The sequence below is a fragment of the Streptomyces sp. NPDC060035 genome (assembly GCF_042736635.1).
Classification (GTDB): Bacteria; Actinomycetota; Actinomycetes; order Streptomycetales; family Streptomycetaceae; genus Streptomyces.
This window is the reverse complement of the sequence record NZ_JBHWVO010000010.1, coordinates 228,277-245,698: the sequence shown is the minus strand read 5'-3', so window position 1 is coordinate 245,698 and position 17,422 is coordinate 228,277. Positions and strand designations below refer to the sequence as shown.

General features: G+C 71.2%; 15 protein-coding genes. 9 read left to right on the top strand and 6 right to left on the bottom strand.

Features of this window, described 5'->3' with window-relative positions:
* The first annotated feature begins 23 nt into the window (after nt 1-23).
* The 3 genes from ACFWBQ_RS18705 to ACFWBQ_RS18695 are packed head-to-tail and all read left to right on the top strand — an operon-like array spanning nt 24 to nt 2,675.
* Entirely contained in the window at nt 24-605 is a 582-nt protein-coding gene (locus tag ACFWBQ_RS18705; protein WP_385489816.1) for a hypothetical protein, read from the top strand.
* 52 nt (nt 606-657) lie between these two features.
* Complete coding sequence (gene pip, locus ACFWBQ_RS18700) at nt 658-1,632, top strand: prolyl aminopeptidase (protein ID WP_385489814.1); 975 nt, start codon at nt 658-660, stop codon at nt 1,630-1,632.
* A 47-nt stretch (nt 1,633-1,679) separates the two neighbouring features.
* Nucleotides 1,680-2,675, top strand: coding sequence for an aldo/keto reductase (locus tag ACFWBQ_RS18695; RefSeq protein WP_385489811.1), 996 nt, complete (start codon nt 1,680-1,682; stop codon nt 2,673-2,675).
* A 144-nt stretch (nt 2,676-2,819) separates the two neighbouring features.
* Here the strand turns inward: ACFWBQ_RS18695 and thpR are convergent, their stop codons facing one another.
* Entirely contained in the window at nt 2,820-3,392 is a 573-nt protein-coding gene (gene thpR, locus ACFWBQ_RS18690) for an RNA 2',3'-cyclic phosphodiesterase (RefSeq protein ID WP_385489809.1), read from the bottom strand.
* A gap of 143 nt (nt 3,393-3,535) precedes the next feature.
* Between thpR and ACFWBQ_RS18685 the strand changes: the two genes are divergently transcribed.
* The gene (locus tag ACFWBQ_RS18685; protein ID WP_385489806.1) at nt 3,536-3,703 is read left to right on the top strand and encodes a hypothetical protein; all 168 of its coding nucleotides are present in this window, start codon (nt 3,536-3,538) and stop codon (nt 3,701-3,703) included.
* A 71-nt stretch (nt 3,704-3,774) separates the two neighbouring features.
* Here ACFWBQ_RS18685 and ACFWBQ_RS18680 read toward each other — a convergent pair whose 3' ends face one another.
* Entirely contained in the window at nt 3,775-5,109 is a 1,335-nt protein-coding gene (locus tag ACFWBQ_RS18680) for an MFS transporter (protein WP_385489805.1), read from the bottom strand.
* Between the two features lie 100 nt (nt 5,110-5,209).
* The gene (locus ACFWBQ_RS18675) at nt 5,210-5,650 is read right to left on the bottom strand and encodes a MarR family transcriptional regulator (protein WP_329231488.1); all 441 of its coding nucleotides are present in this window, start codon (nt 5,648-5,650) and stop codon (nt 5,210-5,212) included.
* A 134-nt stretch (nt 5,651-5,784) separates the two neighbouring features.
* Here ACFWBQ_RS18675 and ACFWBQ_RS18670 point away from each other — a divergent pair, with 134 nt between their 5' ends.
* The gene (locus ACFWBQ_RS18670; protein WP_385489802.1) at nt 5,785-6,000 is read left to right on the top strand and encodes a ribbon-helix-helix protein, CopG family; all 216 of its coding nucleotides are present in this window, start codon (nt 5,785-5,787) and stop codon (nt 5,998-6,000) included.
* A 40-nt stretch (nt 6,001-6,040) separates the two neighbouring features.
* On the opposite strand, the gene ACFWBQ_RS18665 is transcribed toward ACFWBQ_RS18670, so the two are convergent.
* Complete coding sequence (locus ACFWBQ_RS18665; RefSeq protein ID WP_385489799.1) at nt 6,041-7,498, bottom strand: NCS2 family permease; 1,458 nt, start codon at nt 7,496-7,498, stop codon at nt 6,041-6,043.
* 221 nt (nt 7,499-7,719) lie between these two features.
* On the opposite strand from ACFWBQ_RS18665, the gene ACFWBQ_RS18660 reads away from it, so the two are divergent.
* Entirely contained in the window at nt 7,720-8,016 is a 297-nt protein-coding gene (locus tag ACFWBQ_RS18660; RefSeq protein ID WP_385489796.1) for a DUF2530 domain-containing protein, read from the top strand.
* Nucleotides 8,017-8,108: 92 nt separating this feature from the next.
* Nucleotides 8,109-10,511 (top strand): HAD-IC family P-type ATPase, encoded by a 2,403-nt coding sequence (locus tag ACFWBQ_RS18655; protein ID WP_385489793.1) that lies wholly within the window; start codon nt 8,109-8,111, stop codon nt 10,509-10,511.
* 10 nt (nt 10,512-10,521) lie between these two features.
* Here ACFWBQ_RS18655 and ACFWBQ_RS18650 read toward each other — a convergent pair whose 3' ends face one another.
* Nucleotides 10,522-13,710 (bottom strand): sacsin N-terminal ATP-binding-like domain-containing protein, encoded by a 3,189-nt coding sequence (locus ACFWBQ_RS18650; protein WP_385489914.1) that lies wholly within the window; start codon nt 13,708-13,710, stop codon nt 10,522-10,524.
* 347 nt (nt 13,711-14,057) lie between these two features.
* Nucleotides 14,058-14,993, bottom strand: a complete 936-nt coding sequence (locus ACFWBQ_RS18645; protein WP_385489790.1) for a DUF3027 domain-containing protein — start codon at nt 14,991-14,993, stop codon at nt 14,058-14,060.
* A 449-nt stretch (nt 14,994-15,442) separates the two neighbouring features.
* Between ACFWBQ_RS18645 and ACFWBQ_RS18640 the strand changes: the two genes are divergently transcribed.
* Nucleotides 15,443-16,894 (top strand): MFS transporter, encoded by a 1,452-nt coding sequence (locus tag ACFWBQ_RS18640; RefSeq protein WP_385489787.1) that lies wholly within the window; start codon nt 15,443-15,445, stop codon nt 16,892-16,894.
* Between the two features lie 27 nt (nt 16,895-16,921).
* Nucleotides 16,922-17,404 carry a DUF2771 domain-containing protein gene (locus tag ACFWBQ_RS18635; protein ID WP_385489784.1) on the top strand — a complete coding sequence of 161 codons (483 nt, stop codon included), beginning with the start codon at nt 16,922-16,924 and terminating at the stop codon, nt 17,402-17,404.
* The last annotated feature ends 18 nt before the right edge of the window (nt 17,405-17,422 follow it).

The following is a 17,422-nucleotide window of genomic DNA, read 5'->3' as shown; positions in this document are numbered from 1 at the left end:
ACGACCGCTGTACTCTCGGCCGAATGATTCAGCCCACGCCCTCGACATCATGGGGTTCGGACGCCGAGTGTGTGGCGCTCACCCGGACCCTGCGCCGCCGCGGCACCGTGGTCCTGTCGGTGTTCGCCGTGGTCTGGGCCTTCGCCGGCGCGTCCGGACTGGCGTCGCCGGCTGCCGCCCTGGCCGTCGAGAGCGCCGCCGTGCCGCTCGCAGCCGCGGCGATCGCCCTCGCCTACCGCAAGGGGGCCGCGCCCTCGCCCCGCTCGGTGAACCTGCCGGACAACTGGGCGCGTTCGGTCGGCATCGTCAACGTCGTCGAGCTCGCGGCAGTCTTCGCAGTCGTAGCGGCGTGCAACGCCTCGGGCCACCCCGCGTTCATCCCGCCTGCCGTCGCACTGGTGGTGGGCCTGCACTTCTTCCCGCTCGCCCGCCTCTACGACCAGGGGCAGTACAAGGTGACGGCAGGCGTGCTCAGCGCAGTAGCGGTCTTCGGGCTCGCGCTCGTCGCGGCCGGCTTGTCCGACGGGAGCGTGCGGGCCGTGGTGGGACTGGCCGCCGCGGCGACCCTTTGGGCGTCCGCGTACCACGTGGCCGTCAAGGGCTGACTACGCTGATCCCCTTTGCACGCTGCCGCCGTCGAGCCGAGGGGACGCGACCGTGAACCGCGAGCCGGACGACACGTACCCGCCGACCGAGCCGTACGACCAGGGCATGCTCGACGTCGGCGCCGGCAACCTCGTGTACTGGGAGGTCTGCGGCAACCCGTCCGGCAAGCCCGCCCTCGTCGTCCACGGCGGTCCGGGCTCGGGGTGCGGCCCCCGGGCCCGCCAGTACTTCGACCCGGACCTGTACCGGGTCGTCCTCTTCGACCAGCGCAACTGCGGCCGCTCCACCCCGCACGCGAGCGACCCGGCCGCCGACATGCGGCACAACACGACACCCCACCTGATCGCCGACATGGAGCGTCTGCGCGCCCACCTCGGCATCGAGAAGTGGCTGCTGTACGGGGGTTCCTGGGGCTCCACGCTGATCCTGGCGTATGCCGGACAGCACCCGGAGCGGGTCTCGGAAATCGTGATCCCGGCGGTGACGACGACCCGGCGCAGCGAGATCGACTGGCTGTACCGGGGCGCCGGCCAGATCTTCCCCGAAGCCTGGGACCTGTTCCGGGCAGGCGTCCCGGAGGCGGAGGGGCCGGGCGGCCTCGTCGCCGCGTACGCCCGCCGGATGGAGAGCCCCGACCCGGACGTACGGGCGAAGGCGACGGCCGACTGGTGCGCCTGGGAGGACGCGGTGGTGTCCCAGGAGGCGTACACCGGCCCGTCCCCGTACAGCGGCCGGCCGGACCGTGCCCAGCAGGCCTTCGTCCGGATCTGTTCGCACTACTTCTCGCACGGCGCCTGGCTGGAGGAGGGCCGGCTGATCCGGGACGCGGGACGGCTTGCCGGGATCCCCGGCGTGCTGGTGCACGGCCGCTTCGACCTGGGCGGTCCGCTGATCACCGCCTGGGAGCTGGCGAAGGCGTGGCCGGACGCGGAGCTGACGGTGATCGACGGCGCGGGACATCTGGGCGGCCCCGCGACCAGGCGGGCGGCACTGGACGCGCTCGACAGGTTCGCGACACGGAGCTGAGATCCCCCCTTGCTTCGAGCGCGCTCGAAGGCGTTGGGTGGGGATTCATGAAGTACACGCAGCTCGGTCGCACCGGACTCAAAGTCAGCCGCCTGGTTCTCGGGACGATGAACTTCGGCCCCCAGACCAACGAGAGCGACAGCCACGCGCTCATGGACGCCGCCCTGGACGCGGGCGTCAACTTCTTCGACACCGCCAACGTCTACGGATGGGGCGAGAACAAGGGCCGCACCGAGGAGATCCTCGGCACCTGGTTCGCGCAGGGCGGCGAACGTCGCGACAAGGTCGTCCTCGCCACCAAGGTCTACGGCAACATGGCCGCCGAAGGCGCCCCGTGGCCCAACTACGACAAGCTGTCCGCCGTCAACATCCGGCGGGGTGTCGAAGCCAGCCTCAAGCGCCTCCAGACGGACCACATCGACCTGTACCAGTTCCACCACGTCGACCGGGACACCCCGATCGACGAGATCTGGCAGGCCGTCGACGTACTGATCCAGCAGGGCAAGATCCTCTACGCGGGCTCGTCCAACTTCTCGGGTTACAAGATCGCCCAGGCCAACGAGAGGGCCCGGCAGCGGGGCAGCTACGGCCTGGTCAGCGAGCAGTGCATCTACAACCTGATGGAGCGCGGCGCCGAGATGGAGGTCATCCCGGCCTCCCAGGAGTACGGCCTCGGGGTCATCCCGTGGTCGCCGCTGCACGGCGGGCTGCTCGGCGGCGCGATCCGCAAGGAGCGCGAGGGCGGCGGCGCCCGGTCCACCTCGGGCCGGTCCGCCGAGGCGCTCGCCGATCCGAAGGTGCGGGCACAGGTCCAGGCGTACGAGGATCTGCTGGAGAAGCACGGCCTGGAGCCCGGAGAGGCCGGCCTGGCCTGGCTGCTGACCCGGCCCGGCATCACCGGTCCGATCTCCGGTCCGCGTACACGGGAGCAGCTCGACTCCGCCCTGCGGGCGGTGGAGCTGGAGCTGTCGGACGAGGTGCTGACCGCGCTGGACGAGATCTTCCCCGGCCCGGGCCCGTCGCCGGAGAACTTCGCCTGGTAGGCGCAGCTCCTGTACGGCCGTCCTCGCCGGGCTCAGCCTCCGAGGGCGGCCGCCGCTGCGACAACGACGAACATCAGTACGAGCACGGCCGCCATGATGCGGTTTCTGGTCTTCGGGTCCACCCGACGAGCGTAACCGGCCCGCTCACCGCCCCAGCGGCCAGGCCTGCACCACCTCGTACCGGGGCTGCTCCCCCACCACCCCGTCCACGGGCAGATTGCTGCGTACGAGACTGAGCTCACCGGCCTCCCAGTGCATGCCCTCGAAGCCGTTGAGCGCCGCGGTGAACGGGGTCAGATCGGCCTGGACGCGACTGCGGGCGAGGGTGAGGTGCGGGGTGTAGCGGCGGTGCTCCTCCATCGGCACCCCGGCCCGGCGGGCGGCGGCGTCGGCCCGCTCGGCCAGCAGCCGCAACGTGTCGAGCCCGCCCGCGGCCCCCGCCCACAGCGCCCGCCCGTCGAACCTGCCACCGCCGTGGATGCGCAGCGGGAACGGCTCCGTACGGTGCGCGGCCCGCCCCAGCCGGCTGTAGAGGTCCGGCAGCAGCTTCTCCTCCACGTCGGCGAGGAAGGCGAGGGTGTAGTGCCAGCCCGCCACAGCCGTCCAGCGCAGATTCGCTGCGCCGGGCAGGGCGTGCAGAGCGGCGACCGCGGTGGTCAGCTCCCGCACGGCGGGCGCGGGCGGCAGGATGGCGGCGAAGAGTCTCTGGCTGCTCATGCGGCGAGTGTCCCAGCGTCCCGACGTGTCCTGGGTACCGGGCCTGTCGTCGGACTGCACGGCTGCCCGCACCCGTGCGGCACGATGACCGTCGTGGACACCGGCAGGATCGAGATGGCCGAACCGAGCGACGAGCGGACGACGTGCTCGCGCTGGCGGAGGACGCGCCGAAGGACAAGTGCCATCGCTTCCGGGACCCCCGGGACGGCGAGTACGGGATCGAGCCGACCGCCGTCCTCGGCACCAGCATCGACCTGACGGGCACGCGGGTCGGCATCGCCCTCGCCACCGGGGGCTTCGGCCGCGACTGACACGCCGCCCGTACGCAAGGCGGCCCCGACCGGTGTACCGGTCGGGGCCGCATCACATCACACGGCGGCCCTCAGGCCGCCGTCGCCAGCTGCTCGCGCGGGACGAACCGCACATGCGGGTGACCCGGGCGCAGGTCGACCTTCAGGCGCAGACCGCCGACGCGGGCCAGCATGATGCCGACGCCGATCGCGGCAGTCATCGAGAGTGCCCCGCCGGCCGCCATGCCGGTCCTGACCCCGTGGGCGTCGCTGATCCAGCCGACGATCGGGGCGCCCACCGGCGTACCACCGGCGAAGACCATCATGTAGAGGCTCATCACCCGGCCCCGCATCTCCGGGTCGGCAGCCATCTGGACGCTGGTGTTCGCGATGATGTTGGTCGTCAGGCCGATCATTCCGATCGGGACCAGCAGCAGGGCGAACAGCCAGACGGACGGCGAGAGCGATGCCGTAATCTCCAGAAGGCCGAACGCCGTGCCCGCGGCCACCAGCATCCGCAGCCTCGAGGAGCGGCGGCGGGCGGCGAGCAGGGCTCCGGCCAGGGAGCCGGCCGCCATGAGGATGTTGAAGAACGAGTACATCCCGGCGCCGCCGTGGAAGATCTCGTCCGCGAAGGCGGTCAGGAAGATCGGGAAGTTGAAGCCGAACGTCCCGACGAAGCCGACCAGGACGATGGGCCAGATCAGGTCGGGGCGGCCCGACACGTAGCGCAGGCCTTCCCGCAGCTGGCCCTTGGCGCGCTTCACGGTCACCGACGCGTGCATCTCGCTCGTACGCATCATCAGCAGGCCGACGAGCGGGGCGAGGAACGACAGGCCGTTGAACATGAAGGCCCAGCCGCTGCCGACCGTGGTGATCAGGACACCGGCGACAGCGGGGCCGATCAGCCGGGCGGACTGGAAGTTCGCCGAGTTCAGACTGACCGCGTTGCGCAGCTGCGCCGGGCCGACCATCTCGGAGACGAACGACTGGCGCGCCGGGTTGTCGACGACGGTCACCATGCCGAGCAGGAACGCGATCAGATAGACATGCCAGACCTCGACGACGCCGGAGAGGGTCAGCACGGCGAGTGCGATACCGCACAGGCCGAGCGCGGCCTGGCTGATGAGCAGCAGGCGCCGCTTCGGGAGCCGGTCGGCGATGACGCCGCCGTACAGGCCGAAGAGCAGCATCGGGAGGAACTGGAGCGCCGTGGTGATACCGACGGCGGCTGCGGACCCGGTGAGGCTCAGGACGAGCCAGTCCTGCGTGATGCGGGACATCCAGGTACCGGTGTTGGAGATCACGGCGCCCGTGGCGAACAGGCGGTAGTTACGGATCTTCAGCGACGAGAAGGTCCCGCCGGTCTTGCTCTCGTGGGTGGAAGTCGGTGCGGGGGCGGAGTCTGCTCCGGATCCCGTACTCAAAAGGGTTCGCCTCCTCGGGCGTATACGACGTACGGACTGACGAGGACGTGACGGCGGGCGCTGCAGGCTGCGGACTGCCGGCCTGCGCGCCCGAGCGGGGTCAGAGGTGGGCGAGCTTCTCCAGCACGGGCGCGGCGGCCCGCAGCTTCTCCCACTCGTCCTCGTCCAGGCCCTCGGCGAGTCCGGCCAGCCAGGCGTTCCGCTTGGAGCGGCTCTCCGCGAGCATGGCTTCCGCCTGCTCGGTCCGGCTGACCATCTTCTGCCGACGGTCATCTGGGTGCGGTTCCAGTCTGACGAGTCCCTTCGCTTCCAGCAGGGCGACGATGCGGGTCATCGACGGCGGCTGCACGTGCTCCTTGCGGGCCAGCTCACCGGGGGTGGCTGAACCGCAACGGGCAAGAGTGCCGAGCACCGACATCTCGGTGGGGCTCAGCGACTCGTCGACACGCTGGTGCTTCAGGCGTCGGCCCAGCAGCATCACGGCGGAGCGGAGGGAGCTCACGGCGGCGGCACTGTCGCCGTCGTGGATCAGGTCAGGCATGTTTATTAGCCTAACTCATTAGCTACACTAAAGACCACTCGGTGGTACACGCGCGAGCAATTGATCACCCAAACGAGTGAGTATGAGGCGGAAAGAGCCTCGAAAAGGCCACACGTGCCGCGACCCTGCTTTGCATGGGATCGACAGTGCTCAGCCTGCGCATAGACAGTGAGCTGCTCGACCGGCTCCGCCAGCACGCCGCCAGACGCGGAATGAGCGTCCAGGACTACGTGGTCCAGACGCTCATCCGCAACGATTTCGACGAGCGCTTCAACGCGGCCGTCGACGAGACGCAAAAGTTCTACGGGGCGGACCTCCGTCACGCGGGCCCGGCCGACCGGGTCACATGACGCAGATCCGCCCCGTAGGGGTGGACGCTCCCGGAAGGGACTACGTGAGGCCGAGCGCCGGCATCGCGTAGTAGAAGACGAAGACCGCCGACACCACGTACATGGCCACCGGGACCTCGCGGCCGCGGCCCGCCACCAGGCGCAGCACGGAGAAGGCGATGAAGCCGATTCCGATGCCGTTGGTGATCGAGTAGGTGAGCGGCATCATCAGCATCGCGAGGAACGCCGGGATCGCGAGCGTGTAGTCGCTCCAGTCGATATCCCGTACCGAGCCCGCGAGGATCAGGAACCCGACCGCGACCAGTGCCGGGGTGGCGGCCTGCGAGGGAACCATCGTCGCCAGGGGCGTGAGGAACAGCGCCACCGTGAAGAGCAGACCGCTCACGACGCTCGCGAGTCCGGTGCGGGCACCTTCACCGACGCCCGCCGTGGACTCCACGAAGCAGGTCGATGCGGAGGAGGAGCTCACGCCGCCCGCGGCGACGGCGACGCCGTCGATGAACAGAACCTTGTTGATGCCCGGGAAGTGGCCGTCCTTGTCCATCAGCTTCGCCTCGTCGCCGACACCGAGGATGGTGCCCATCGCGTCGAAGAAGCAGGACAGCAGCACGGTGAAGACGAAGAGGATGCCGGTCAGGAAACCGACCTTCCCGAAGCCGCCGAACAGGCTGACCTCGCCGATCAGCCCGAAGTCCGGGGAGGCCACCGGATTGCCCGGCCACTCCGGGACGGTCAGCCCCCAGGCACCGGCCGGCAGGCCGGCCACGGCGTCGATGAACAGCGCGACGAGGGTCATGGCGACGATGGAGATCAGGATCGCGCCCGGCACCTTGCGGACGATCAGCGCGAGGGTCAGCAGCGTGCCGAGGACGAAGACCAGGACCGGCCAGCCGTTGAGGTGACCGTCGTTGCCGAGCTGGAGCGGCACGGTGGTGTGCGCGGCGTCCGGGATGCGGGAGACGAAGCCCGAGTCGACCAGGCCGATCAGCAGGATGAAGAGGCCGATACCGATCGCGATGCCCTTGCGGAGCGACTTCGGTACGGCGTTCATCACGCGTTCGCGCAGGCCGGTCGCGACGAGCAGCATCACGACGATGCCCGCGAGGACGACCATGCCCATCGCGTCCGCCCAGCTCATCCGGGGGGCGAGCTGGAGGGCGACGACGGTGTTGACGCCGAGACCCGCTGCGAGCGCGATCGGCACATTGCCGATGACGCCCATCAGGAGCGTCGAGAACGCGGCCGTGAGCACGGTGGCGGTAACGAGCTGGCCGCCGTCGAGCTGGTGCCCGTACATGTCCTTCGCGCTGCCGAGGATGATCGGGTTGAGCACGATGATGTAGGCCATCGCGAAGAACGTGGCGAATCCGCCTCGAATCTCGCGCGCGACCGACGACCCCCGCTCGGAGATCTTGAAGTAGCGGTCCAGGCCGCCGTGCGGCTGCTGCGGAGCCGGAGGCTGCTCGGGGTCGACCTGAGCGGTGGCCGAGGGGGACATGTGTGACCTTCAGTCGTGCATCGAGGGATGGAACAAGGGACGAAAGTAGTCAGTTTTTGGATGTTCATACGAATAAATCAGGACACCCGTAACCAAATTCAGTATGAATACATAAATCGAAAATCGCTATCTCCGCGCGTAGACCCATGGGCCGACTGCCCTGTTGACTGATCCGCCGCCTGCCCCGCGGACCGGCATCCGGCGGGGCCTAGACTGTGGCCATGGCGAAGTGGACACCGAAGCACGAGGCACCCGAACCCCTGGAGGGGCCCGTCGTCGCCACCGTCACCGGCGGCACGATCCTCTGGTTCGTCCTCTTCCTCGTCCAGCTCCCCTTCTACGGATGGTTCGACGACCGCGGAAGCACCTGGTGGGTGTGGACCTGCCTCGCCGGAGCCGGTCTCGGGCTCATCGGCATCTGGTACGTACGGGGACGGGACGCCGCGATCAAGCGGGCCGCGGCGGAGGCGTCCTCGCCGGCCGCCCAGGACGCCCCCGACGGCGGCGTCCAGCACTGACGTACAACCGGGGGACCATCCGTCTCGTCCCCCGGTCGGATCTTCGCGCTTCCGGCGGGTGAATTGCGCCTTCCGCCCGTACGGTCGGAACCATGACTCAGCGGGCACTCGACCCCTCCGGGGAGCAGCCGGAACCCGACCTCGTACAACGTCCGCGCCCCGGCGGACTGAGCACCGCAGAGGTGGCCGAGCGGGTCGCGCGCGGCGAGGTCAACGACGTGCCCGTGCGCTCGTCCCGCTCCGTGACCGAAATCGTCCGGGCCAACGTCCTCACCCGGTTCAACCTGATCATCGGTGTGCTCTGGGTGATCATGCTGTTCGTCGCGCCGATCCAGGACAGCCTCTTCGGTTTCGTGATCATCGCCAACACCGGTATCGGGATCATCCAGGAGTGGCGCGCCAAGAAGACCCTGGACAGCCTCGCGGTCATCGGCGAGGCAAAACCCACGGTGCGGCGGGACGGGGTCGCCGCCGAGGTCTCCGTCTCCGAGATCGTCCTCGGCGACCTGGTCGAGCTGGGTCCCGGGGACAAGGCCGTGGTGGACGGCGTGATCGCCGAGGCCGACAGCCTGGAGATCGACGAGTCGCTCCTGACCGGCGAGGCCGACCCCGTCGTCAAACGCCCCGGCGACCCGGTGATGTCCGGCAGCTTCGTCGTCGCGGGCGGCGGGGCCTTCACCGCCACCAAGGTCGGCCGCGAGGCCTATGCCGCGCAGCTCGCCGAGGAGGCGTCCCGCTTCACCCTCGTCCAGTCCGAGCTCCGCAGCGGCATCAGCACCATCCTCAAGTACGTGACCTGGATGATGGTGCCGACCGCGATCGGGCTGATCATCAGCCAGCTCGTCGTCAAGGACAACAACTTCAAGGACTCGGTCGCCCGGACCGTCGGCGGCATCGTCCCCATGATCCCCGAGGGCCTGGTCCTGCTCACCTCGGTCGCCTTCGCCATCGGCGTCATCCGGCTCGGCCGCAAGCAGTGCCTCGTGCAGGAGCTCCCCGCCATCGAGGGTCTGGCCCGCGTCGACATCGTCTGCCTCGACAAGACCGGCACCCTCACCGAGGGCGGTATGGATGTCACCGGGGTACGGCCGCTGAACGGCTCCGACGAGGGGTACGTCCACCGCGTCCTGGGCGCCCTCGGCGCCTCCGATCCACGGCCCAACGCCAGCCTCCAGGCCATCATCGACGCCTACCCGGACGGCGAGGGCTGGGAGGTGACCCAGGCGATGCCGTTCTCCTCGGCCCGCAAGTACAGCGGCGCCGCCTTCGCCGAAGGCAACGGGGACGCCTCCGCCTGGCTCCTCGGCGCCCCCGATGTACTGCTCGCCGCCGACGACCCCGCTCTCACCGAAACCGGGCACCTCAACGAACAGGGCCTGCGGGTTCTGCTCCTGGCCCGGGTGCCCGGCGGGCTGGACGCACCGGACGCGGCCGCCGGCGCCCTGCCCACCGCGCTGGTCGTCCTGGAGCAGCGGCTGCGGCCGGACGCCGGGGAGACCCTGGCCTACTTCGCCGACCAGAACGTCGCGGCGAAGGTCATCTCCGGCGACAACGCCGTATCCGTCGGCGCGGTCGCGAAGAAGCTGGGCCTTCCGGGCGCCGAGCACACCCTGGACGCCCGCCGGCTGCCCGCCGAACGCGACGAGATGGCCACCGCCATCGAGCGGAACGCGGTCTTCGGCCGGGTCACCCCGCAGCAGAAGCGGGACATGGTCGCGGCCCTCCAGTCGCGCGGCCACACCGTCGCGATGACGGGCGACGGGGTCAATGACGTCCTCGCGCTTAAGGACGCCGACATCGGCGTCTCCATGGGCTCGGGCTCGGAGGCGACCCGCGCCGTGGCCCAGATCGTGCTGCTCGACAACAGCTTCGCCACTCTGCCGTCGGTCGTGGCCGAGGGCCGCCGGGTCATCGGCAACATCACCCGGGTCGCCACGCTGTTCCTGACGAAGACCGTCTACTCGGTGCTGCTGGCGATCCTGGTGGTCTGCTTCCAGGTGGAGTACCCGTTCCTGCCGCGCCACCTCACGCTGCTGTCCACGCTGACGATCGGCGTGCCCGCGTTCTTCCTGGCGCTCGCACCGAACAAGGAGCGGGCCCGGCCCAACTTCGTACGCCGTGTCATGCGGTACGCGATTCCGTCCGGGACCATCGCCGCGGCGGCCACCTTCGCCACGTACCTGGTGGCCCGGCACGCCTACACCGGCGAGGACGCGCTGAGCGCCGAGACGAGCGCGGCGACGCTCACCCTGTTCCTGGTCTCGATGTGGGTCCTGGTGATCATCGCCCGCCCCTACACCTGGTGGCGGGTCGCCCTGGTCGCGACGATGGGGCTGTGCTTCCTCGTCGTGCTCGCGGTGCCCTGGCTCCAGGACTTCTTCGCGCTGAAGCTGGTGGGGGCGTCGATGCCGTGGACGGCGGTCGGGATCGCGGTGGTGGCGGCGGCCGCCCTGGAGTTCTCCTGGAGGCTGGTGAGCCGCCGCTTCCCCGCGTAGCCCCGCCCGGTCAGTCGAACCAGCGGTCCCGGGCCAGCTCCTCCGTGCGGGACGGGTCCTCGAGCAGCGCGGCCACCTCGAAGCGGCGCGGCCACTGCCCGGCCGCCCAGGCGAGACCGGCCGCCACGCCCTCCAGCGTGGAGGCGTGGACCACCCCGTCCGGGGTCCGGCGCCAGTCCAGCTCGACGCCGCCCGCGCGCAGTTCACCGTGCTCGATGTACGTGTCCGGGGTTCCGGCACCGAGCAGGATCCGCACCGACTCGGGCACCTCGTGCTCTTCGCCCTCGCTCGTCACCCCGGCCTCGATGCTCTCGCCGAGCCGCCGCACCTGGAGCAGCTCCGCCAGCTCGGCCGCGCGGGCCGGAGCCACCGGCAGCAGCGGGAGCCCCGCGGTCAGCGGCAATACGTCGGGCGCGTCGGCGATCACGGCGTCCGCCGCGTCGACCACCCGTACCTCGTCGTCGACGACGGCCCTCAACTCGTCGGGCAGTGTGACCTGTTCGGGGTCCAGCTCGGCGAGGGCCGTGTAGAGCGAGTGCAGCTGTACGGGGCCGACGGGACGCTCCTCGTCCGCGAGCCGGCCCAGCAGCTCGGCCGCACCGCCCGGCTCGTCCAGGAGCGCGGCCACCGAAGTCCGTACGCCCAGCGCGCGCAGCACCTGCGCGTCGTCGAAGCCCGTCGCGTCGGCGGAGTCGTACAGGCCCGCGAGGCGCGGATCCCCGCCCGCCGCGCGCAGGCCCGCCGGACGGCGGCCGTCGAGCACGGGGTGATCGCGCAGCCACCAGGCGGTGTAGGGGCGCACGGACTGGGTCGTACCGTCCGGGAGCAGGATGCGTACCGGCTGGGTCAGCGCGTCGCGCAGCGGCGGGCGGGCGAGCATCGCGAGCGCCTGCGGCCAGGCGTCGTCGTCGACGAGGTCCAGGTCACGTACGGCGACGAGTTCGGTGGCGACGGGCGGCACCGGGGTGTCGGGCAGCTGGTCCAGGACGTCCTCGCACCACACGTCGACGGCGTCGAGCAGCCCGGCGTCGTCCGGTTCGGCGAAGTCGCTGTCACGGGGCTCGAGTTCGTCGGGATCCAGGACGACGTCGGCGGCCCGTACGAGCGCGAAGGTGGCCAGCACCCCGCAGGCGGTGAGGGGCTGTTCGCCCCAGCGTTCGGCCAGTTCCCCGTCGCACAGGGCGAGTTCACCCTCGCGCATGATCTGGGCGAACGGGCTGCCGGGCAGCACGAGTTCACCGGCGGGCGCGGGTTCGCCGTCCTCGTCGGGCAGGGCGAGGGCACCCAGCCAGGGCTCGTCGCCGGGTTCGAGGTCCGCGTCGCGTACGAGTGTCAGGACGGTCTCGGCGAGCTCGTCGCCGTCCAGGGCGTCCTCGTCCCAGATCTCGCCCGCGTCCAGCGAGCCGGCTACGGCGGCCCGGACCTGGGGGGTCGTCAGGACGGCTCGGGGGGTGGCGGGCAGGGCGCCCAGCTTCTCCAGGAGCGGATGAGCGGCGTCCGGGTGGGCGACCTTCAGCCCGAGCCGGGCCAGCCTGGCGAGGACCGGGGCGGTCAGCGCGTCGGGGAGCGGAAGGAGGACCTGGCGGGGGCCGATGGTCGTGCGGGGCGCGTCATCGGTCGAGCCCTCCCCGGCGAGCGGCACCGGAAGGCCGGAGAGACGGTCGGGGTCGACCCCGGCCAGGCTGTCGTACAGCCGCCGCCACCAGTCCGGGGCGCGCTCCAGACCGGCCAGGCGGTCGATGGCCTCGGTCAGCGGGACGCGGGCGACGCCGAGCGTACGGAGCTCGACGCGGCGCTCGAGCCCGGCGGGCAGCAGGCAGGGCAGCACCTCGGCGAGGACCCGTACGGTCTCGGCGCCCACCCCTTCGACGACCTCGGCCTCGATGGGCCGCAGCGCGGTGGTCGCCTTGCCGGTCGCATCGGTGTCGGGGGTCTCCCAGTCCTCCCACCGGTCGAACTCGGCGGCCGGATCCCTGGGGGCGGCGGGCTCCAGGAACGCGATCCGGGGCAGCCGTTCCAGGATCGCGGCCCGCAGCGCACCGTCCAGCTGTCCCTTGCCGAGCGGGCCCGGCACGAGCGCGATCGTGGCGACGGACACGGGCTCCCACGCGGCGAGCAGCTCCGCGTACGCATCGGCCGCGCGCTGCACCAGGAAGTCGGTCAGCGGACCCGGCGCGGGGTGCCTGCGGGTGGTGTCGAGCGGCAACGAGGCGATGAGCAGCGCGGGTACACCGAGGGGCTCGTCGGTGGGCGTCGGCGCGTGCACGACGGGGGCGGTACGGGGGTTCTCGGGCGCCCCGTCCTCACCGACGGGCACGGCCCAGGTGACCGACCAGTGCGGGCGCAGCCGCTCCTCGACGGGGCGGTCGGCGAGCAGGGCGGGCTCGACCGGGCCGTGGTGGGCGACGGTGCGCCAGCGATGGGTGCCCTGCGTGGAGTCGTCGATGTGGGTGTACGGGCCGTGCTGCGAGCGGCGCAACGTCCGTACGCCGTCCGGGACTTCGATGACGATCTCGTCGAGGCCGGGGAGGGTGAGCAGCAGCGCGTCGTCCACGCCGGTGAGCAGCCGCGCGACGAGGTCCTCGGCCACGCCGTCGCGCAGCGGCAGGACGACGACGGTGTCGTACCCGTCGGGTGCGGTGCCCTCTGCGGGCAGCGGGAGCCTGAGCAGCGGTACGTGGCCGTCGCGGCGGCGCAGCTCGTCACCGAGGCCGGGGCTGCCCACGGCGGCCTGCCGGGCGAGGTCGCGGGCCTCGGCGAGGGACCAGCGGACGCCGCCGTAGCGGCCGATGACGGCGGGCTCGTCGCTGACGGCGAGCACGGCCGCGAACCCCACTCCGAACCGCCCGACGGACGACTCGTGGCCCTCGCGCTTGGCGGAGGCCCGCAGCGTGCTCAGGGACTCGACGCCGGTCGCGTCCAGCGGCGCGCCGGTGTTGGCGGCGGCCAGGACGGCAGGGGTGTCGCCGGCCTCGTGCAGCGTGAGACGGAGCCGGCCCGGGACGCCTGCGCGGCCGGCGGCGTCGGCCGCGTTCTGGGCCAGTTCGATGACGAGGCGGTCGCGGTAGCCGCCGAGGACGAGGTCCTCCTCGGCGTTGGCGTCCTCACGGAAGCGGGCTGGACCAGCGCCCCAGGCGTCGAGCACGCCGCGCCGCAGCCGTGCCGTCCCGAACGGATCGGCCCCCTCGGTCGCATTCATGCTCACGCTCGTAACTCCGCTCTTCCGGTGACCCGTGACGCCCAGTGTGCGCCCGAAGGTACCGCGCGCGGAGCCGCCTCCATGGGCAGGGCGGTCGTCCTCAAGCGCCGGACGGGCCGGGTTTGCTCACCTGGGCGCACCAGCTGCTCGGCCCCGCCCCGGCGCAAACGTTCCGTCCTCGAACGCCGGGCGGGCCGAAATTGCCGCCCCGGACGTCACTTTTGAGCCGGAGAGCCTCATGGCCCGGAGCCGGGCAGCCACATCGAGCCCGTCCGGCGATCGAGGACGAAGCCGACCCGGGTGAGCCCGGACCGTGCGGGGTCCGGGCACCGCGGCGGCCGGGAGCGTCAGGAGTGGCCCAGATCCTCCGTGGACCCGTCCGCCTGGGCCGGCACCGAGCCGGAGTCGTCCGCCGGACGCAACGGGTAGTCGTCCACCTGCAACGTGTCCAGCGCATGCGGCGTCGGCTTCGGCGGCTTCGGCATCACCGCGGCCTCGGAGTGGCCGCCGCAGCCGTACGACAGCGAGACCACCCGGCCGTCCGCCGGAGCGAACTCGTTGGCGCACACCCCGAAGGCCTGCCTCAGCGAGCCCGCCATCGGAACCAGGAACGCGCACGTGACACAGGACGCCGGCGCGGCCTGCGCCATCGGTGTCTTCGCTCCGAACTCCTCGTCCCACCGGTCGGCCGCCATCCGCAGCCCGTACCGGGACAGCACCCGCGCCCGCCGCGTGCCGAGCTCCTCCGCGACCGAGGCGATCGAGCCGCGGCTCGTCCCCTCGGGACGCGTCGTCAGCTCCGCGTCCTCCGCTTCGACGAGGGCCGCCAGCTCCTGGGACACCTCGGAGACCAAGGAGTTCGGCAGGGGCTCGTCCTCGCCGGTGTAACCCGGCTCCAGGCGCGGGTCCTCCGCCTCGGTGGGCAGCAGGTCGCCGGGGCCCATGTCCCCCGGGCGCAGCCGCTCGCTCCACGGCACCCACTCGGGGGCGAGGAGCGCGTCGGAACCGGGCAGCAGCACCGTTTCGTCAAGGGTGACGTTCTTCGCCCTGGAGGCCCTGGCAACCGTCACCGCCCAGCGCCAGCCCCGGTAGCCGGGTTCCTTGCACTCGAAGTAGTGCGTGACGACCCGGTCCCCCTCGGAGACCAGGGCCACGTGTTCACCGACCACTCCGGGCGCAGCGGCCTCCTCGGCCGCCGTGCGCGCGAGGTCTACCGCCTCGGCGCACAGACGGTCGGGGGCGGGGGTACGGGCCGTACGGCTTCGCGTCGTCGCAGCACTCACAGGTCTCGCTTCTCTCCATACGCCGTCTCACGAGCGCGCCAGCAGCTCCATCGATGTCCGATTTCGGCCATGACAGTTGTGGGCGGAGCGGACCTGGGGGCCGCGTCGACGTCCACACCCGTTGTGCCTGCCTCGGGCGCGCCTTCTGCCACCCATTCTGCGGGATCGCGGAGAGGCGCGCGGCCAAGAACAACCGCCGGTGGCGCGTTACGCACGCTACCCTCTCCGCCGCCCCGAGCCCACCTGCCCACCCCAAACAGCACAGGATCCACAGCTGAGCAGGGCCCCAGAGGGATAAATCCCGTGCGATTCCGGCACGGATCCACCGCGACTCCCAGCCAAAATTTCCCTCGGGGCACCCCTTGGGCCACTCACCCGACAGGGCGTCCCGCGCCGCGCCCCCGCCCGATCACGGTTCGCAACGCCGGGGGGTGGGGCACTATGACCAGGTGGCTGCCGCCAGGTCGTCCGAGGCGTCCGGTCCGCTCCGCAGGGTGGGCCGGACGATGGGTCATGCCCTGCACACCCCGTTCACCGGCACCGCGAAGGGAATCCGGAAGGCGACGCACGCCCATGGAGCCGGGGAGTCCGGTCTCGGCAAGCTGATCGAACTGCACGCGGTCAACGGCGCGGGCGACGTCATGATCACCGTCGCGCTCGCCTCCACGGTGTTCTTCTCCGTGCCGACGGACGAGGCTCGCGGCCGTGTCGCCCTCTATCTCGCCGTCACGATGGCTCCGTTCATCCTGCTCGCCCCGGTGATCGGCCCGCTCCTGGACCGGCTGCCGCACGGCCGCCGCGCGGCGATGGCCGGCGCGATGTTCGCCAGGGCGGTGCTCGCCCTCACGATGTCCGGCGCCGTCGCGACGGGCGGCCTGGAGCTCTATCCCGCGGCGCTGGGCGTCCTGGTCTCCTCCAAGGCGTACGGAGTCGTACGCAGCGCCGTCGTACCCCGGCTCCTGCCACCCCGTTTCTCTCTGGTGAAGGCCAATTCCCGGGTCACCCTCGCCGGTCTGCTGGCTACGGGCGTGGCGGCCCCGATCGGAGCGGGACTCCAGAGCATCGGATCCGCCTGGCCGCTCTACGGCGCCTGCACGATCTTCATCGGCGGGACCGTCCTCGCCTTCACCCTCCCGCACAAGGTCGACTCCGCGAAGGGCGAGCGCAAGGCCCGCCTCGTCGTCCCGCACGGCCAGGAGCGCCCGCCGGCCGATCCGCGCCCGGGGGGAAGCACCAGGAAGGACGGTACGAAGAGCGGCCACAGGAACGCGGACGCGTCCAGGAAGAAGGGGCGGGAGAAACCTCCCGGGCTGCGGTCCGTCGGGCCGTCCGTCCTGCACGGCCTCCAGGCGAACGCCTCGCACCGTGCGCTTTCCGGCTTCCTGATCTTCTTCCTGGCGTTCCTGCTGCGCGAGCACCCGCTCGCCGGGCAGAGCGCCGCCGTGTCCCTCGGCATCGTGGGTGTGGCGGCCGGGGTCGGCAACGCCTGCGGTACGGCGGTGGGCTCCTGGCTCAGGGCCCGCGGGCCCGAGGTGATCATCGCGACCGTGCTGGGGCTGGCCCTCGGAGTCGCCGTGCTCGCCGCGGTGTTCTTCAGCACCGTGATGGTCGCCGCGCTGGGGGCGACCGCCGGATTCACCCAGGCGCTCTCGAAGCTGTCACTGGACGCCATGATCCAGCGTGACGTTCCGGAGGAGGTGCGGACGTCGGCCTTCGCCCGGTCCGAGACCGTGCTCCAGATGGCCTGGGTGGTCGGCGGCGCCATCGGTATCGCACTCCCCCTCAACGGAGTACTCGGCATGTCCGTCGCCGCCGGCATCCTCGCCCTCGGCGCCGCCGCCTCCGTACGGGGTCTCCTCGGCGCCGCGCGGCGCGGCTCGCCGCACCCCCGCGTGGCGTGAGCCGGGACGACCGATAACCTTCGGCCCATGACCGTTGCGTTCTTCTCCGGTAAGGGCCGTCGAATCGGCGTCGCTCTTGGTGCCGTGTCCGCGGGACTCCTTGTCCTGTCCGCCTGCGACAAGCCGACGCCGCTCGCCACCGTGACGGTCGGCGACATCTCGGTGAGCACCGAGGCGGCCTGCTACAACGACGGCAAGCCCCTCAAGGAGTCCGAGATCCAGGGCTGCCTCAACAAGAAGGCGGAGAAGTCCGTCAAGGTCGCGATGGACGACAAGGTCCGCTTCGGCGTCGACCCCGAGATCGCGGACGTCGGCTGGACCCTGTTCATCAACGGCCAGCAGGCCGAGCAGGAGCCGTACAAGAAGACCTACCGGTCCATCCCGGGCAGCGCGTTCTTCGCCAGCCAGACCGGCGAGCAGACGACGGACAAGACGCAGATCAGCATTGTGGAGGCGAAGGGTCAGAAGCTCACGGGCGTCTGGCACTTCCAGCTCAAGAAGACGTCCTGAATCTCCTGAACCTCTGAG

Coding starts and splice junctions, on each gene's coding strand:
- ACFWBQ_RS18635 (WP_385489784.1), top strand. CDS start 16,922: ATGACCGTTGCGTTCTTCTCCGGTAAGGGCCGTCGAATCGGCGTCGCT.
- ACFWBQ_RS18695 (WP_385489811.1), top strand. CDS start 1,680: ATGAAGTACACGCAGCTCGGTCGCACCGGACTCAAAGTCAGCCGCCTG.
- ACFWBQ_RS18675 (WP_329231488.1), bottom strand. CDS start 5,650: ATGCCTGACCTGATCCACGACGGCGACAGTGCCGCCGCCGTGAGCTCC.
- ACFWBQ_RS18655 (WP_385489793.1), top strand. CDS start 8,109: ATGACTCAGCGGGCACTCGACCCCTCCGGGGAGCAGCCGGAACCCGAC.
- ACFWBQ_RS18660 (WP_385489796.1), top strand. CDS start 7,720: ATGGCGAAGTGGACACCGAAGCACGAGGCACCCGAACCCCTGGAGGGG.
- thpR (WP_385489809.1), bottom strand. CDS start 3,392: ATGAGCAGCCAGAGACTCTTCGCCGCCATCCTGCCGCCCGCGCCCGCC.
- ACFWBQ_RS18650 (WP_385489914.1), bottom strand. CDS start 13,710: ATGAATGCGACCGAGGGGGCCGATCCGTTCGGGACGGCACGGCTGCGG.
- ACFWBQ_RS18665 (WP_385489799.1), bottom strand. CDS start 7,498: ATGTCCCCCTCGGCCACCGCTCAGGTCGACCCCGAGCAGCCTCCGGCT.
- ACFWBQ_RS18705 (WP_385489816.1), top strand. CDS start 24: ATGATTCAGCCCACGCCCTCGACATCATGGGGTTCGGACGCCGAGTGT.
- ACFWBQ_RS18670 (WP_385489802.1), top strand. CDS start 5,785: ATGGGATCGACAGTGCTCAGCCTGCGCATAGACAGTGAGCTGCTCGAC.